We start from the raw sequence: 15,857 nt of genomic DNA, 5'->3' as shown, positions 1-15,857 counted from the left end.
AAATGTTAAATATTTCTGACTATCAAATTACTCAGCAATTATACGAAAGCAACCATTCATTAATTTATCGTGGTTATCAAACAGCCGATAAGCGACCTGTTATTTTCAAAATACTGAAAGATACTTATCCCACCCCGGAATACGTAGCTTGGTTTAAGCGGGAATATGAAGTGACTCGTAACTTAAAATTACCTGGAGTGGTAGAAGCTTATCAACTTTTAGATGAGCCAAAAAATTTAAGCATCATTTTAGAAGATTTTGGTGGTGACTCCTTAGCCCGGTTACAAGTTGCAGGTCAACTTCAATTATCAGAGTTTCTACGGTTGGCGATCGCTATTGCTGAAATTTTGGGTACAATTCATGCAGCTAACATTATTCACAAAGATATTAACCCCAGCAATATTGTCTTAAATCCTATTACTAAACAAGTCAAAATTATTGACTTTGGTATTTCAACTGTACTTTCACGGGAAAACGAAACATTTCGCAATCCCAATATCCTAGAAGGTACACTTGCTTATATGTCTCCCGAACAAACAGGACGGATGAATCGCTCAATAGATTACCGTACCGATTTTTATAGTTTGGGAGTTACTTTGTATGAACTCCTGACGGGACAATTGCCCTTTCTTGGAAGTGATGCTCTTGAATTGGTACACAGTCACATTGCTAAACAAGCTGTACCACCGCACGAATTGGTAAGGAAGTGTACTTCTACGTACATACCCCCAATTATCTCAGAGATTGTCATGAAGTTAATGGCAAAAAATCCGGAGAAGCGCTATCAATCTGCTTACGGGTTGAAGGTAGATTTAGAGCAATGTCTGCATCAGTTACAAACAACAGGCGAAATAGTTTCTTTTCCTTTAGGCGAGCAAGATATTTCAGATAAATTTCAAATTCCACAAAAATTATATGGTAGGGAAAAAGAGGTAGCCAAATTACTCGCTGCATTTGAAAGAATTACAGGGAATCTCGGACAAGTAAGAGAAGTAGCAGATTCAAATTCTGTACGGGAAAACTCGGTTCCTGTTCTATTACCTCCAACTCCTCAATCGCCCTTCGCGAACGCAGTCCCCTACGGAGGGAAACCCTCCTATGGCGCATTCGCGCCACGCTTCGCTATCAGGGCTGTCTCACCAATACCCAATCTCCAATCGCCAATCGAAATGGTAGTAATTGCGGGTTACTCTGGGGTGGGTAAATCAGCTTTAGTTCGAGAAATTTACAAACCCATCACCGCACGTCGAGGAAATTTTATTTCTGGGAAGTTTGACCAATACCAACGCAACATTCCTTATTCTGCTATCAGTCAAGCGTTTAATGAATTGTGCAATCAACTGCTCAGTGAAAGCACCAATGTCTTAAATGAGTGGAAAGAGAAAATTTTAGCTGCAGTTGGTGATAATGGACAAATACTGATTGATGTCATTCCTCATTTGGAATTTATTCTTGGTTCACAACCTCCTGTTGCTCGAGTCGGTGTAGTTGAAGCCCAAAATCGGTTTAACTTAGTTTGTCAAAACTTTATAAGAGCGATTAGCCAGTCGGAACATCCGCTTGTTTTATTTATAGATGATTTGCAATGGGCAGATGGGGCATCATTAAGCTTGCTAAAAGTTATTATGAGCGATTCGACTCTAGAACACATTCTCATTCTTGGTGCTTATCGAGATAATGAAGTTGATGCAACTCATCCATTAATGATGACTTTAGAGGAAATTGAAAAAGAAGGACTCATTTCGCTGATTAATTTAAATAATCTAACTGAGTTAGATATCAACGCTTTAATTGCTGAAGCTTTAGCTTGCTCTCAATCATCTTGTCAAGGATTAGCCGAATTAGTTTATCAAAAAACACAAGGAAATGCTTTTTTTACAATTGAATTTCTCAAGTCTCTTTATGTTGAAAATTTATTAAACTTTAACAAGGAATTACGACAATGGAAATGGAATATTCGGGAAATTAAAGCCAAAAATATTACAGGAAATGTAGTAGAATTAATGTTAAAAAAAATTAGTAAGTTACCAGAAAATTCTCAGACTATTTTAAAACTAGCAGCTTGTATTGGGTATAAGTTTGACTTAGTAACATTGGCAACAATATCTCAACAACAAATAAGTCAAGTTTTTACTGATATTTTTCCTGCCTTACAAGAAGGTTTGGTGTTTTCCTTAAATAAAAATTATAAATTAATAGGAATTGGAGATGATAATTTTGTTAGTCAAGTTAAGTTACAGTTTTTACACGATCGAGTTCAACAAGCAGCTTATTTTTTAATTGAAGAAACACGAAAGCAATCAACTCATTTACAAATTGGTCATTTGCTACTTGCTAATTCTACTCAAGAGAATTTAGAAGAAAGTCTTTTTGATATTGTTGACCAATTTAATCAAGCGATTGATATCATTGATTTACCAACAGAAAAAATTAAGATAGCTGAATTAAATTTAATAGCTGGGAAATTATCTATAGCCGCTATAGCTTATGAACCTGCATTTCAATATTTTAAAAATGGAATTAAGCTTTTAAATGTAGATAGTTGGGATAGACAGTACGAACTCACTTTAAATCTTTACTCAAAAGCGGTGACAACTGCTTATTTAGTTGGTGAATTTGAGCAGATGGATGGATTGGTACTAGCAGTACTAACTCATGCCAAAACTGAATATGAAAAAGTGCAGGTGTATGAGGTTAAAATTCAGGCTTTGATAGCTCAAGGCAATCTGAAAGCTGTCATTTCTCTAGGTTTCCAAATTCTACAGTTATTAGGAGTTACTATCCCAGTAGAACCAAGCTCTTTAGACATTCAAAAAGCACTTTTAGAAAACAATTTACTTTTAGTAGATAGGGATGTTGAAAAATTAGTTCATCTACCCGAAATTACTCAACCAGAAAAGTTAGCTATCTTAACTATTCTAGAAAGTATATCCCCGACTGCATATATAATTGCTCCAGAAATTTCCTTTCTCATTACTTTATTAAAAGTTAATTTATCTATCCAATATGGTAATAGCTTTTTGGCTCCATCGATTTATGCTTCTTATACTTCGGTTTTATGTGGTGTACTTCAACAAATCGATTTAGGTTATAAATTTGGAAAATTGTCTTTAAATTTAGCAGACAAATTCTGTGACAGAAAAGCGAAAGCTAAGTGTTTACTTGTGTTTGCTGCTCATACGAGCCATTGGAAAGAGCATCTTAAAGAGTCGCTAATAAATTTGTCTGAAGCATTTAAAGTATCGTTAGAAAGTGGAGATTTTGAATTTGCATCATATAGTGCTTCTGGCTGGTGTCAGCGTGCATATTTTCTTGGTCAAGATTTGGTGGAATTAGAAAAACAGATTGCAAACTATCATCATACAATTAGTAAAATTAAGCAAACAATACTTTGTAAATGGTTAGCCATTTTCTGGCAAGTAGTTCTTAATTTACTAAATTTTTCAGAAAATCCTACACAACTTGCTGGTCATGCTTTTGATGAGAAAGAAGTACTACCAATCGTAATAGCAGCAAAAGACAACATAGGTTTACAAATGTTGTATTTAAATAAACTTATTCTCTGTTATTTATTTGAAGATTTTCATCAAGCATTAATAAATGCGAATATGGCAAAACAATATTTACAAAGCGTATTGTCAATGATAGTAGCACCTGCATTTTATTTTTATGATTCTTTAGCTCATTTAGCAGTTTTTTCCGAACGTTCAGATATAGAAAAGCTAGCTTTCATCGAACAAGTCAATAGCAATCAAGAAAAAATGCAAAAATGGGCAATATCTGCTCCTATGAATTTTCAGCATAAGTATGATTTAGTAGAGGCAGAGAAAGCACGGGTTTTGAGTCAAATAGTAGAAGCAATGGATAGTTATGAAAAAGCCATTAAAGGTGCGAGAAATCACGGCTATCTTCAAGAAGAAGCATTAGCTTATGAACTAGCGGCTAAGTTTTACTTAGACCGAGGAATGGAAGAAATTGCTCAAACTTATATCAATAAAGCTTATTATGGTTACGTTCGATGGCAGGCTTTGGCAAAAGTCAAGCATTTAGCAGCAAAATATCCTCAATTTTTTACTACAAACTCAACAAAATCTAAAAATACTACTTTAACTATTTCTACTTCTACCACTCATACAAGTAAATCAAAAAATCTCGATCTAACTAGCATTCTCAAAGCTTCACAAACTCTGACGGGTGAAATGGTGCTAGATGTTTTGTTAGCAAAAATCATGAAATTAGTGTTAGAAAATGCTGGTGCAGAAAAGGGATATTTGATTTTAAATGGGAAATCTCAATGGACTATTGAAGCAGTAGGAAATATTAAGTTAGATGAAGTTGCAGTTTTACAATCTATTCCTATTGAATCGTTCAGTCATAATAGTGTAACTTCGTTGATTTCCGGTGCGATCGCAAATTATGTCATCCGTACTCAAGACAGTGTAGTTTTGCATGACGCCGCTCATCAAGGAAATTTTACTCAAGATCTTTACATAGTTCAACAACAACCAAAATCTGTACTATGTACGCCTCTCTTGAATCAAGGGCAATTGATTGGTATCTTATATCTGGAAAATAATCTGACAACTGGTGCTTTTACTCCTGACAGATTGGAAGTTTTAAATTCATTGGCATCCCAGGGAGCGATTTCTATCAAAAATGCTCAACTTTATGCTAGTGTACGCCAAAACGAGCAGAATTTAACACAATTAATTGCCGAACAGACAGAAGCATTACGCCGGAGCGAACAACAGTTTAAAAATGCTTTTGACACGACAGCCGTTGGAATGTGTATTGCTTCTTTAGAAGGACGGTTTGTGGAAGTAAACTCTTCATTATGTGAGATGTTTGGCTATCCAAAAGCAGAGTTATTGTCTCTCACCTTTCAAGAAATTACTTATACAGATGATTTGGAAGTCGATCTGAATTACTTACGAGAACTCTTGGCTGGTAAAATTTCTTACTACCATTTAGAAAAGCGTTATATACAAAAGAACGGGCAAATTGTTTGGGGTTTGCTCAGCGTTTCCCTAGTGCGGGATTCGCAAGAAGTACCTCTTTACTTTATTTCACAAATTCAGAATATCAACGATCGCAAGGAAGCAGAAACCGCACTACTACAAGCAGTTCGTGTAGCAGATGCAGCTAGCCAAGCAAAGAGTGCATTTTTGGCAAACATGAGTCACGAACTGAGAACTCCCCTCAATGCTATTCTTGGCTATAGCCAAATCATGAACCGCGATAATTCTCTATCTGTAGAACACAAGCAATTTTTAGCAATTATCAATCGTGCGGGAGAACATCTCCTACAGTTGATTAACGATGTTCTGGATATGTCTAAAATCGAAGCGGGTAAAATGTCCTTCAATCCTAGCTGCTTCGATCTGCATCTACTCCTGAATAATTTAGAAGAAATGTTACAATTGCAAGCTAAATACAAGGGTTTGCAATTATCCTTTGAACGAGCATCGAACATCCCTCAGTACATACAAACGGACGAAAAGAAATTACGCCAAGTTTTGATTAATTTACTTGGGAACGCACTCAAATTCACTCACCAGGGTCATGTGATGCTACATATCAGTTTTGAAAAAACACTCCCCAATCGCCATTACCCCTTCCCAGAGGAGATCCCTAGTTCCCTAATCGCCAATCGCCAATCGCCAATCCCCAACCCCCAATTCCTAACCTTCGAGGTAGAAGACACCGGATCTGGTATTGCCACAAACGAACTCGATACTTTATTCGATGCCTTTGCACAGACTCAATCGGGACGAAAAGTTAACCAAGGAACGGGTTTGGGATTGGCAATTAGTCGTCAATTTGTCCAGTTGATGGGAGGAGACGTTACTGTTAATAGCGTTCTCAATCGCGGTACTATCTTTAAGTTCGATATTCCAGTAACACTTGCTGAAGCAACAGACGTTCAAAGCGAACAACCCATCCACAGAGGGCGAGTCCTCGCTTTAGCACCAGACCAGCCACAATACCGTATTTTGATAGTTGAGGATCGATGGACAAATCGTCAACTGCTCCTTCAACTGCTAGAACCTCTGGGGTTTAAGGTGCGAGAAGCTGAAAATGGTCGAGAAGGGGTTGCTATATGGGAAAGTTGGGAACCGCATCTGATTTGGATGGATATGCGAATGCCAGTGATGGATGGTTATCAAGCTACCAAACAGATTAAAGCACAGCCAAAGGGTCAATCTACTACCATTATTGCTCTGACGGCTAGCGCATTTGAGGAAGAACGAATGGCGATTTTAGCTGCAGGTTGTGATGACCTCGTTCACAAACCCTTTCAAGAAGAGACAATTTTGGAAAAAATCGCTCAACATATAGGTGTGAGTTATATTTATGACGAAAGCAATCTGTCTTCTACAGCTAGCGATCGCCAAGAGGAAGAGGGTAAAATCTACGTGCTAAAGGCAGAAAGTTTAAACGTTATGCCTGCGGAATGGATAGTACAGTTACATCAAGCTGCTATTCGACTCGATGATAAGCAAATTATCGATCTAATTCAGCAAATTCCTCAGTCAAATGCTTTGCTTGCTAGATCGCTGACTCAAAAAGTGGACAACTTTGATTTCGACCAAATTATGAATTTAACTCAACAAGCTAGTCTTTATGAACGGCATATCAGTTGATGAACTCAAAGCTAACATCTTAGTCGTAGATGATGAATCTATTAATCTGCGTCTTTTATCTATGACTTTGGCTCAAAAAGGCTACGAAGTTAGATGTGCTAAAAATGGGGAATTAGCTTTATTAGCAGCACAAACAAACCCACCCGATTTAATTTTACTCGATATCACAATGCCAGAAATGGATGGGTATGAGGTTTGCCAACAACTAAAAGCAGATAGCACAACTTGTGACATTCCAGTCATTTTTTTAAGCGCTCTAAATCAGACCTTAAATAAAGTAAAAGCATTTAATGTAGGTGGAGTGGACTACATCACTAAACCATTTCAGGTAGAAGAAGTTTTAGTTCGCGTTAAAAACCAACTGTCTATCCAATTGTTACACAAGAAACTACTCGAGCAAAACGCTTTATTACAAAAAGAAAACTACGAACGCCAACAAGAAATTACTGAGAGATTAGAAGCAGAACGCAAACTCGAGCAACTCGCAGCAGAACTAAAGCGGTCAAATCAAGAATTAGAAACTTTTGCTTATGTAGCTGCTCACGATTTACAAGAACCATTACGGGCAGTGACGGGTTACACTCAACTTTTAGTGGATGAATATAAAGACCGTTTAGATGAGTCAGCCCTAGAATACATGGATTTGATTGTGGATGGGGCATCCCGAATGCAACAGTTGATTCAAGACTTGCTTGCTTATTCTCGCGTGAGTTCTCGCGGTCAAGAATTTAGACCCATAGATGTTAATGACTTACTGCGTCAAGCACTGCAAAATTTACAGGTTGCGATCGCCCAGAGCAATGCTAACATTTCCCACGATACTTTACCCACAATTTCCGGAGATAAGACTCAGTTAGTCCAGTTATTTCAAAATCTTATTGGTAACGCTATTAAATTTCGTCGAGAAGAACCACCGCAAATTTATATTGCTGCTGAGTTAAAAGATGATAACTGGTTGTTTTCAGTGAGAGATAATGGCATTGGCATGAAGCCACAATATCTCGACCGGATTTTTGAAATTTTCAAACGCCTTCATACCCGCACAGAGTTTCCCGGTACTGGAATTGGTTTGGCTATTTGTAAGAAGATTGTAGAACGTCACAAAGGGCGCATTTGGGCTGAATCACAATTAGGACGAGGAACTACATTTTACTTTACTGTTCCTGAATATATGTCATAAAAAAGGCTGAGGACAGCTATGCTGAAGGTTGCCATACAATGTGCGATCGCTTTGCCAATAACCCTGCCAATCGTTCTGATACTGACTCATGGTTGGTTCAACCACTCCAACCATTGTACTAATGTAGATGCTGTCACATCTGGAACGACCGCGTAATTGTCTCCAAATTCATGATACAGATATGCCTGTTGATTGGCATCACCGGGGCAAACTAACCTAACCTCTCGTTCGCTTGATTGTTTGCGCCATGTTAGTCTAATCCCTCCATCCTCATCTGTTGAAGCTGATGCTCTTGGAAAGCGATCGCTCATTGCTTCATAAGCATCCAAAACTAATCGCATCCCTAAGTTAAAAGCGTGTTGGCTTGGTTGTAAAACCCCATACTCATCAGTCTCATCCTCTTCTAAAAGAGCAACGAGTCGCTTCAATGTTATCGTAATATCAAGAAAGAAGGGTTTCGCCGACTGAGCAACGCTCATAAAACTTAATTAACATTTTGATATTGGTACTAGCCTAACACAATGGGAGTAGATAGCCATGCAGCCACTTGGTCCTCCTCTTGAGCCACACCCCCAACTAGAAGTTGGGGGATTCTGGCTAGGAATTAGAATTAACTTTTCGCCCGGATTGCAAGCAATCAGCTATCTGGTCAATTTGTCCTAGCTTATTGGAGAACCGCTCTGGGGCAATCAACCCACTTTCGGACGAGCCTACTTGTTCGCGATTTTTGGACTGCTGCCAAGCCTCCAACAGGAGCGGCTCCGCCCCACGATACCCGTTACGGGCATCTTGCACTGACAGCGTATCATCCTGATTAACATATCTACTCAAGTACGCACTCATGAGATCGCGATGCATTTTAATACCCGTTGCATCATGATGAACTCGTTCGGACAGAGATTTTTTAACACGACTACCATCTAAATGAGTTTGAGATAACGCTGTATATGAAGTAGAAAATTTATGAACACTTCCACCAGCTTTTTCAGCTTTGCGAATGAGTTCTGATTGTACAAATCCTGGAGACTTGGCAGCTATGGCTTTACCATAACGTTTCTGCCAACCTTTTGTACTGACATTTTCAGTCTTAATATCTTTACCATGCCGTAAGATTTCATTAACTACCTTGCGGTTTTGGCTTTTGGCATATGCAGCCTTTTTTCGTTGTAATTCCCGTTTCTTTTGAGCGGCTTTTTTATAATTTTTAGAGCGTTGCCACTCCTGCTTCCCCTTTTTGACCTTACCTTTTTTCTTAACAGTACGATGACCTTTCTTGATTTCAAAATCTAGTTCGTAGTTGTCTGGATTTAATACCCTTTGGGAACGCTGCATCTTTTTTTGCAGTACAGTAATCTCTTTCTCGTAAGTCGGTACTTTTTCCGCAAATGGCAATAAACCTGCTTTCTCATCTCCAATAAAGGCAATATTATAAATGTTTAAATCCAGACCAATCAAACCATTACTAATATAATTCTTTTCTTTTTGGTAGGGTAAACCTTCATTAATAAGCTGTGCGTACCAACGACGCTTACCGTTTAATTCCCTCCATACTATGCGAACGTACTTAACGGGAGATTGTAGCCCGTGCATAATTACAGGATTGTTCTCATCAATAATGGAACGTAATTTGAGACTTCCCCAAACTAATTCATTATTTTTCCAACGTAGTCCTTGTTTATTGGTTTTCCCAACGACCGAATGAAAACGACTTGATACCTTGAAACGAACTTTCTTTGCACGTCCAAATATAACTCGTTCTGACGCTTTGAATGCTCGTTTAGCAATTGTTTGTTGAGTATTAGAATCAATCTTGTCAGCAATCCATTGAGATGAATTAGCGACAATTGTTGCATAAGCTTGAAGGTCGTAATCAGAATATCTGTAAGCAGAACGTGCTGCACTAAACGCTTCAGTTCTTTCTTTCTTATTCGATTTTGAAATTTTTTTAGCTGTTTTAAATGCCTCGGAATTACGTACTAACTCCATCCTGACCATCGCTTCATTCAGACAAGCATTGTACAGTTGTCTGGATGCTTCAAATTTAGACAACAACTCTTTTTCTTGAGCACTGTCTACTATTAATGGAATCTCTGTAATGAAAGATGGAGTCTTTTTCCGAGCCATTTACAATCACCCTCCGGGTTCGCCACTTGCTCTACTTGGGGAAACCCCAAGACCGCAGTGGACTCACCTCCTATTGTTTGCTGTTTCTTGCTATATACAATAACCTAGACGACAATTCTTGTCAATAGGTTCCGTTTATATACAAAAAAGATGAAAGTCTCCAGTAGAGAATATAGACACAACAATCATTCTGTTGGCTCTGCCACAGTTCACCTGGTTTGGATACCAAAAAGACGTAAGCGAGTATTAGTGGGTGATGTGAAATTACGACTTAGCCAAATACTTACCGAAGTTGCAAACGAAAAAAAATGGATAATTAAATGCCTAGAAATCGCTCCTGACCACGTTCACGTGCTTGTAGAATACGATCCAAGTACTCCAATTAATTCAATTGTCAAAGCTTTTAAAGGACGTTCTTCTCGTTATCTAAGGCTTGAGTTTCCACATTTACTTAAATTACCCACGTTATGGACTCACGCTTATTTTTATGACACTACGGGCAAAGTATCTTCAGCTATTATTGAAGCGTATATTAATGACCCGCACCATTACAAATGACGAATTAATTGTCAATGACACGGCAGATAAATCTGCTCGTGTCAGCATTCCGCCCCGACATGAATGACTTTGAAGTATCAATTCCTTTAATTCCTTGATACTCATACTTCGGGGCTACCTGCTTCCCGTGTTATTAAGGTGTACCTTGTCCCCAATCCCCAATTTGTGATAATTTTTTCCTATAACTTATTAATTTTTATTTCAAATAATTTATATAAAATATACTAATATAGCCTATTTCTCTGAGAAGCGATGTAAAAACAGTGACAAGCTATATGAAGATTTTGTGAAGATTTGAGATGGTCGCAAAATTTAATGGTAGAAAATACTAGATTATTTAAGACAGTCATCAAATTTTCTTGAATTTGCTTTAGTCGGCGATCGCGTCCCTAATTCAAGTAAAAAATTTCTTTACGTGTTACACGTAGAGAAATTTTGGAGCATCAGTGCAACGTATAGGAAGGCATGAAGGATTTTTACAAACCCATTATTGAGAATACTACTATCGGAGGAATGCAAAAACTCGTAAATTTATTTAATTTGTAGGAGGAAATCGTTAAAGTTTTTTAAAGTTTTTTAAAAAATAGAAAAACAATATAGCAATTGCGCTTAACCGTGCAAGGTGGATATCATGCGTAAGCCTGTTCTCACGATTTTTTACCAATTTAACCCTTGGAACACAACAATCGGTGGAATTCAGACACTTATCAAAACCTTTATTAAGTACGCTCCAGATGAGTTTGAAGTAAAACTCGTAGGAACAGGGGACTGTCCGGAAAAACCCGTTGGTGTATGGCAGCAAGCAGAGTTTGCTGGCAAAGACATTAGTTTTCTACCTTTATTTACATTACAAAATGACAATGTTAGAAACTTGATACCAACAACATTGAAATATACATTGGGTCTATTAGGAAAGCATTTTGATTCAGACTTTATGCACTTCCATAGGATAGAGCCAACACTAGCAAGTTTTTATTGGACTGGAGAAAAAACGCTTTTTATACACAATGATATTCAAACGCAAATACAAGCGAGTGGTGACAAAAAAGCCATTCTCTGGCGGCGATTTCCAGCAGCATATTTTGCCTTAGAAAGCTTATTAGTTCGTCAATTCGATCGCATCCTCTCTTGCAATACTGATGCAACTAGGTTGTACAAACAGCGGTATCCCAATCTGCAAGACCGCATTCAATATATAAAAAATTCTTTTGACAACGAAATTTTTTATCCCTTGACCGAAGGGCAAAGACAAGTTAAGAGGCAGGAACTAGCATCTCAACTAAGTTTGACTGAAGAGAAACGTTTTGTATTATTTGCTGGAAGGCTTCATCCTCAAAAAGATCCCATTTTGCTTGTCCGTGCAATTGCTGCATTAAACGATACTAGAGTTCACCTCTTGATAGCAGGGGATGGTGAGTTAGCAGGAGATATTCGTGCAGAACTTGTTAAATTGGGGCTATCCGATCGAGTTACAATGCTTGGAGCAGTGACTCAAGAGGAAATTGCAAGGCTGCATCGTATCTGCAATGTTTTTGTTTTAAGCAGTGAATACGAGGGTTTGCCTTTGGTTGTTTTGGAAGCGCTTGCTAGTGGGACACCAGTAGTGACCACTCAATGCGGTGAAACTCCAAACCTGCTAGGAGTTAAAAGTGGAATTGTCTGTTTGGAAAGGACTCCAACGTGTATAGCAGAGGCTATACGCAAGGTTCTCTTACATCCGGAGAACTACCCAACAGAAGCTTGCGTGCGGGCAGCACAACCCTATGCAGCCCGTACAGTTATTGGCGATGTTTACAGCGATATGTTAAGTCGTTGGGAGCAAAAAGCGAGTTGGGCTGTGGGGGTGTAAAATGTTACGTTTAACATTTGACTTGATTTGACCGCTATTGAACCATTTCAGATTACAGGTAAAGACGAAATTCTTATGAAAATTGCTGTAATTGGTGCCAAAGGTTTACCTCCTAAACAAGGAGGAATTGAACATTACTGTGCGGAACTCTATCCTCGAATAGTAAAACAAGGACATTCTGTCGATCTATTTGCCCGTTCTTCTTATACAGATTGTTCGTGGCTCGATCGCTATGATTATGAAGGCGTTCAAGTTATTTCCGTACCGGGTTTGAACTTGAGAGGTGTAGATGCTTTTGTCACTTCAGCTTTAGGAGCAGTAGCTGCAAGTGCTAAGAAATATGATATCATCCACTTCCACGCTCTGGGTCCGGCTTTGTTTACTTGTTTACCAAAAGTTGCTAACTCGGCAAAAGTTGTTGTGACTTGTCAGGGTTTAGACTGGCAACGTGCCAAGTGGGGTGGCTTTTCAACTCGCGTCATTCAAACAGGTGAAAAGGCAGCAGTACGTTTTGCTCACGAATTAGTTGTTGTCTCGGATGCGCTGCAAAAGTATTTCTTACAAACCTATGGCAGGAATACAGTTTATATCCCCAACGCCCCAGCTAGCTATGGCGAGTCCGATCCAAATTTTGGCTATGGTCGTCAGTTAGGGCTTGAGAAAGGACGCTACATCGTATTTCTGGGTCGGCTTGTACCGGAAAAGCGTCCCGATTTACTCGTTGATGCCTTTAATGCTTTGAAACCTTTGGGATGGAAGCTTGTCTTGGCTGGAGGAGTCAGCGATACAAAATCTTTCACCTCAGAGTTATTAGAAAAGATCGCTCACAATCGAAATATTGTCTTTGCAGGCGAACTTCGAGGATCTCGTCTTTGGGAAATTGTTAGGGGTGCGGGATTATTTGCTCTTCCTTCCGATTTAGAAGGATTACCTCTAGCCATGTTGGAGGCTATGCGAGAAGGAATACCAGTTTTGGCTAGCGATATTCCTCCTCACAAGCAACTCCTTAGTGGGAGTCGAGGAACGCTTTTTACTACTGGAAGTGTAGATTCTTGCATTCAATCTTTAGATTGGGCCATCGCTCATCCTCAAGAAATAGCGTCTATGGCAGTGTATGCAAAAAGGCACGTGCAACTGAATTATAGTTGGGAACGCATTACTAACGACAATTTGAACCTCTACAAAGCACTTCTAGAATCTCCTGAATCTTTGAGAGGATTGGATCGAAACCGGGCAGAGTTAGCGGAGGTTCTAAGTAAGAAGTAAATTCGATTGTCCTTTGTCATTAGTCATTTGTCCATTGTCAATGCCCAATCCCCAATTCCCATTGCCCCTTATCCCCAGAGGGGGCCCCGAGTTCCCCAATCCCCAATGTTATGGAAAAAACCGTTTCATCTCTCATAGGAGTTATAAAGAGGCGAAGTTTGCCTGCTGTGGCGGCATTTGTGGCGGCTATTGGTGGTGCGATCGCATACCTTACAATTACGCCAAGTCAGTATGAAGCTTCAGCCCGATTGATGCTCGATACAAAGCAGACAAGTATTTCAGAGTTGGGTCGTGACATTTCTCAAGTGTCTTCCAATACACCAGGAGGTCCAAGTCCGTTGGCAGACCAAGCAGAGTTAGTCAAGTCCCAACGGGTTTTAAACCGTACCTTACAAATCTTCAAAAGTTCTCACAAAAGTAAAACTCAGGTGACAACTGCAGACCTTCATAAAGGTTTGGGAGTGAGAATAGTCCCTGCGACTAACATTCTACAGTTGAGCTATAAAGGGAAAGACCCTGTACTTGCTGCTCAGTTGCTGAATGCTGTTTCTCAGGCAATGGAAGAAGAAAGTGCTAATACAATCCGCCAAGAAGCGGCTAACGTGCGGAAGTTTTTGGAAAAGGAAGTCCCAAAGGCGCGTCAGAACGTAGAGAATGCCGAACTACAGGAAAACAGATATAGGCAAAGTAGTGGTATTATTTCTTTTACCAAGCAAAGCGAGAGTTTGGTTGATAGTTTAGCAACTCTAGAAAATCAGGAGCGTACTTTGTCTGCTCAACTTCGAGAGTTACGCTCGCAAGATGCATCATTACGACAAATTACCAATACCACAGCCCTAAAAAGTGCTTATGCATCCGTTCGTGGGGGTCAAGACGAACAACTTAAAGAGTTACGGACTAAGTTGACAGAGTTGGAAACAAAACTGGCTGAGTCTCGTGCTAAGTATACAGAAGATCATCCAGATGTGCGCTCGTTACTTTATCAACGCAACAGCATTCGCAATTTGTACGTTCAGGGACTCAATCGCGTCTCTGAAAATCAACCAGTTTCTCCAAACAATGTAGCCGCAGATCAGGTAAGCCAGAACTTCTCCGCCCAACTGATTGCGAATGACGTTGAACGGGCGGCAGTGGAAAATAAATTAAAGAGCGTTCAATCTCAACGCGATAACCTTCAACTTCGCCTCGCACAACTTCCAATTAAACAGCAACGGTTAACGCCACTCACCCGCCAACGAGAAGAAGCGGTGGAGACTTTAAAATTATTACAAAGCAAATACGAAGAAGCACGAATTGCGGAAGCACAACAAGTGGGGAATCTCCGCATTATCGAACAAGCACAACCTCCAACTGAAGCCACATCACCCAAACGCTCAGTTGTGTTAGTCTTAGCGACTGCTCTAGGAACTTTACTTGCCACCTCCATCGTACTGCTTCTAGAGATGATGGACAATACCTTACGCGATGCATCGGAAGCGGAAGAGTTGCTCAAACTATCCTTGCTAGGAGTTTTACCACGGTTACCTTCTAAGACCCTCGTTCTTGCACCATCTCGCCGATTCTTAGATAATGTGAGTTTAGTTGAGCCATACCGCATGCTCTTTAAAACTCTGGAGTTTCGTAGCGACCAAATGCGGATGATTGTTGTTAGCAGTTCCATTGCTGGAGAAGGTAAATCTATCGTCGCTTCACACCTGGGGGCTATAGCGGGTATGTTGTCTTGGCGAACATTGGTGATTGATGCAGATTTACGAAGACCGGAACAGCACACTTTATTTAATCTATCTGGTAAGCCAGGAGTAACGGACGTGCTTGAAGGAGATATCTCTCTAACAGATGCAGTGCAATCAACGGATATTGAGAATTTGGATGTCCTGACTTGTGGAGAATTGTACGGTCGTCCCTCACAGTTATTAGAGTCTGTTGACATGAAGTCTTTAGTGACAGAAGCATCTGAAAACTACGATTTAGTTATTATAGACACTCCACCCCTCAGTGCTTGCGCTGATGCTGCCACTTTAGCTAAGCAAAGTGATGGCATTATGTTAGTGACTCGTCCCGGCTTTACCCTCAAGGAAACTCTTTCCAGAAGTGTATCAGAATTAACACGAAATCGCATACCTATATTAGGAGTTGTAGTCAATGGAATGACAAGTCAAACAGAAAAGTACTACCAGTATTCAGTAAACGGTTACCTACCGCGAAGGCAATTGACAAGTTCGAGGTCTAAGTAATA

Annotated in this window: 8 protein-coding genes; 6 read left to right on the top strand and 2 right to left on the bottom strand. The window is 39.6% G+C overall.

Going from position 1 to position 15,857, the window contains the following annotated elements; translation table 11 throughout:
• Positions 1 to 2 precede the first annotated feature (2 nt).
• Positions 3 to 6,644, top strand: a complete 6,642-nt coding sequence (locus ACKTT2_RS39895; RefSeq protein WP_407896898.1) for a hybrid sensor histidine kinase/response regulator — start codon at positions 3 to 5, stop codon at positions 6,642 to 6,644.
• Complete coding sequence (locus tag ACKTT2_RS39890; RefSeq protein WP_407896896.1) at positions 6,625 to 7,824, top strand: ATP-binding protein; 1,200 nt, start codon at positions 6,625 to 6,627, stop codon at positions 7,822 to 7,824. Before ACKTT2_RS39895 ends, ACKTT2_RS39890 begins: the two co-directional genes overlap by 20 nt.
• Before the next feature lie 86 nt (positions 7,825 to 7,910).
• Here ACKTT2_RS39890 and ACKTT2_RS39885 read toward each other — a convergent pair whose 3' ends face one another.
• Positions 7,911 to 8,303 carry a hypothetical protein gene (locus ACKTT2_RS39885; protein WP_407896894.1) on the bottom strand — a complete coding sequence of 131 codons (393 nt, stop codon included), beginning with the start codon at positions 8,301 to 8,303 and terminating at the stop codon, positions 7,911 to 7,913.
• A gap of 118 nt (positions 8,304 to 8,421) precedes the next feature.
• Positions 8,422 to 9,948 (bottom strand): RNA-guided endonuclease TnpB family protein, encoded by a 1,527-nt coding sequence (locus ACKTT2_RS39880; protein WP_407896892.1) that lies wholly within the window; start codon positions 9,946 to 9,948, stop codon positions 8,422 to 8,424.
• 150 nt (positions 9,949 to 10,098) lie between these two features.
• Here ACKTT2_RS39880 and tnpA point away from each other — a divergent pair, with 150 nt between their 5' ends.
• From tnpA to ACKTT2_RS39860, 4 genes are all read left to right on the top strand, one after another.
• A complete protein-coding gene (tnpA, locus tag ACKTT2_RS39875) occupies positions 10,099 to 10,506 on the top strand; it encodes an IS200/IS605 family transposase (RefSeq protein WP_407896890.1) in 408 nt (135 codons plus the stop codon).
• Between the two features lie 631 nt (positions 10,507 to 11,137).
• On the top strand, positions 11,138 to 12,355 hold the full coding sequence (locus tag ACKTT2_RS39870; protein ID WP_407896888.1) for a glycosyltransferase: 1,218 nt from the start codon (positions 11,138 to 11,140) through the stop codon (positions 12,353 to 12,355).
• A gap of 75 nt (positions 12,356 to 12,430) precedes the next feature.
• On the top strand, positions 12,431 to 13,621 hold the full coding sequence (locus ACKTT2_RS39865; protein WP_407896929.1) for a glycosyltransferase family 4 protein: 1,191 nt from the start codon (positions 12,431 to 12,433) through the stop codon (positions 13,619 to 13,621).
• 110 nt (positions 13,622 to 13,731) lie between these two features.
• Positions 13,732 to 15,855: a GumC family protein gene (locus ACKTT2_RS39860; protein WP_407896886.1), complete on the top strand. Its 2,124-nt coding sequence runs from the start codon at positions 13,732 to 13,734 to the stop codon at positions 15,853 to 15,855.
• The last annotated feature ends 2 nt before the right edge of the window (positions 15,856 to 15,857 follow it).

Source organism: Scytonema hankhaensis NUACC26, assembly GCF_045865695.1.
Taxonomy (GTDB): domain Bacteria; phylum Cyanobacteriota; class Cyanobacteriia; order Cyanobacteriales; family Nostocaceae; genus Scytonema.
The sequence above is the reverse complement of the archived record's forward strand: the minus strand, read 5'-3'. Positions and strand labels throughout refer to the sequence as shown.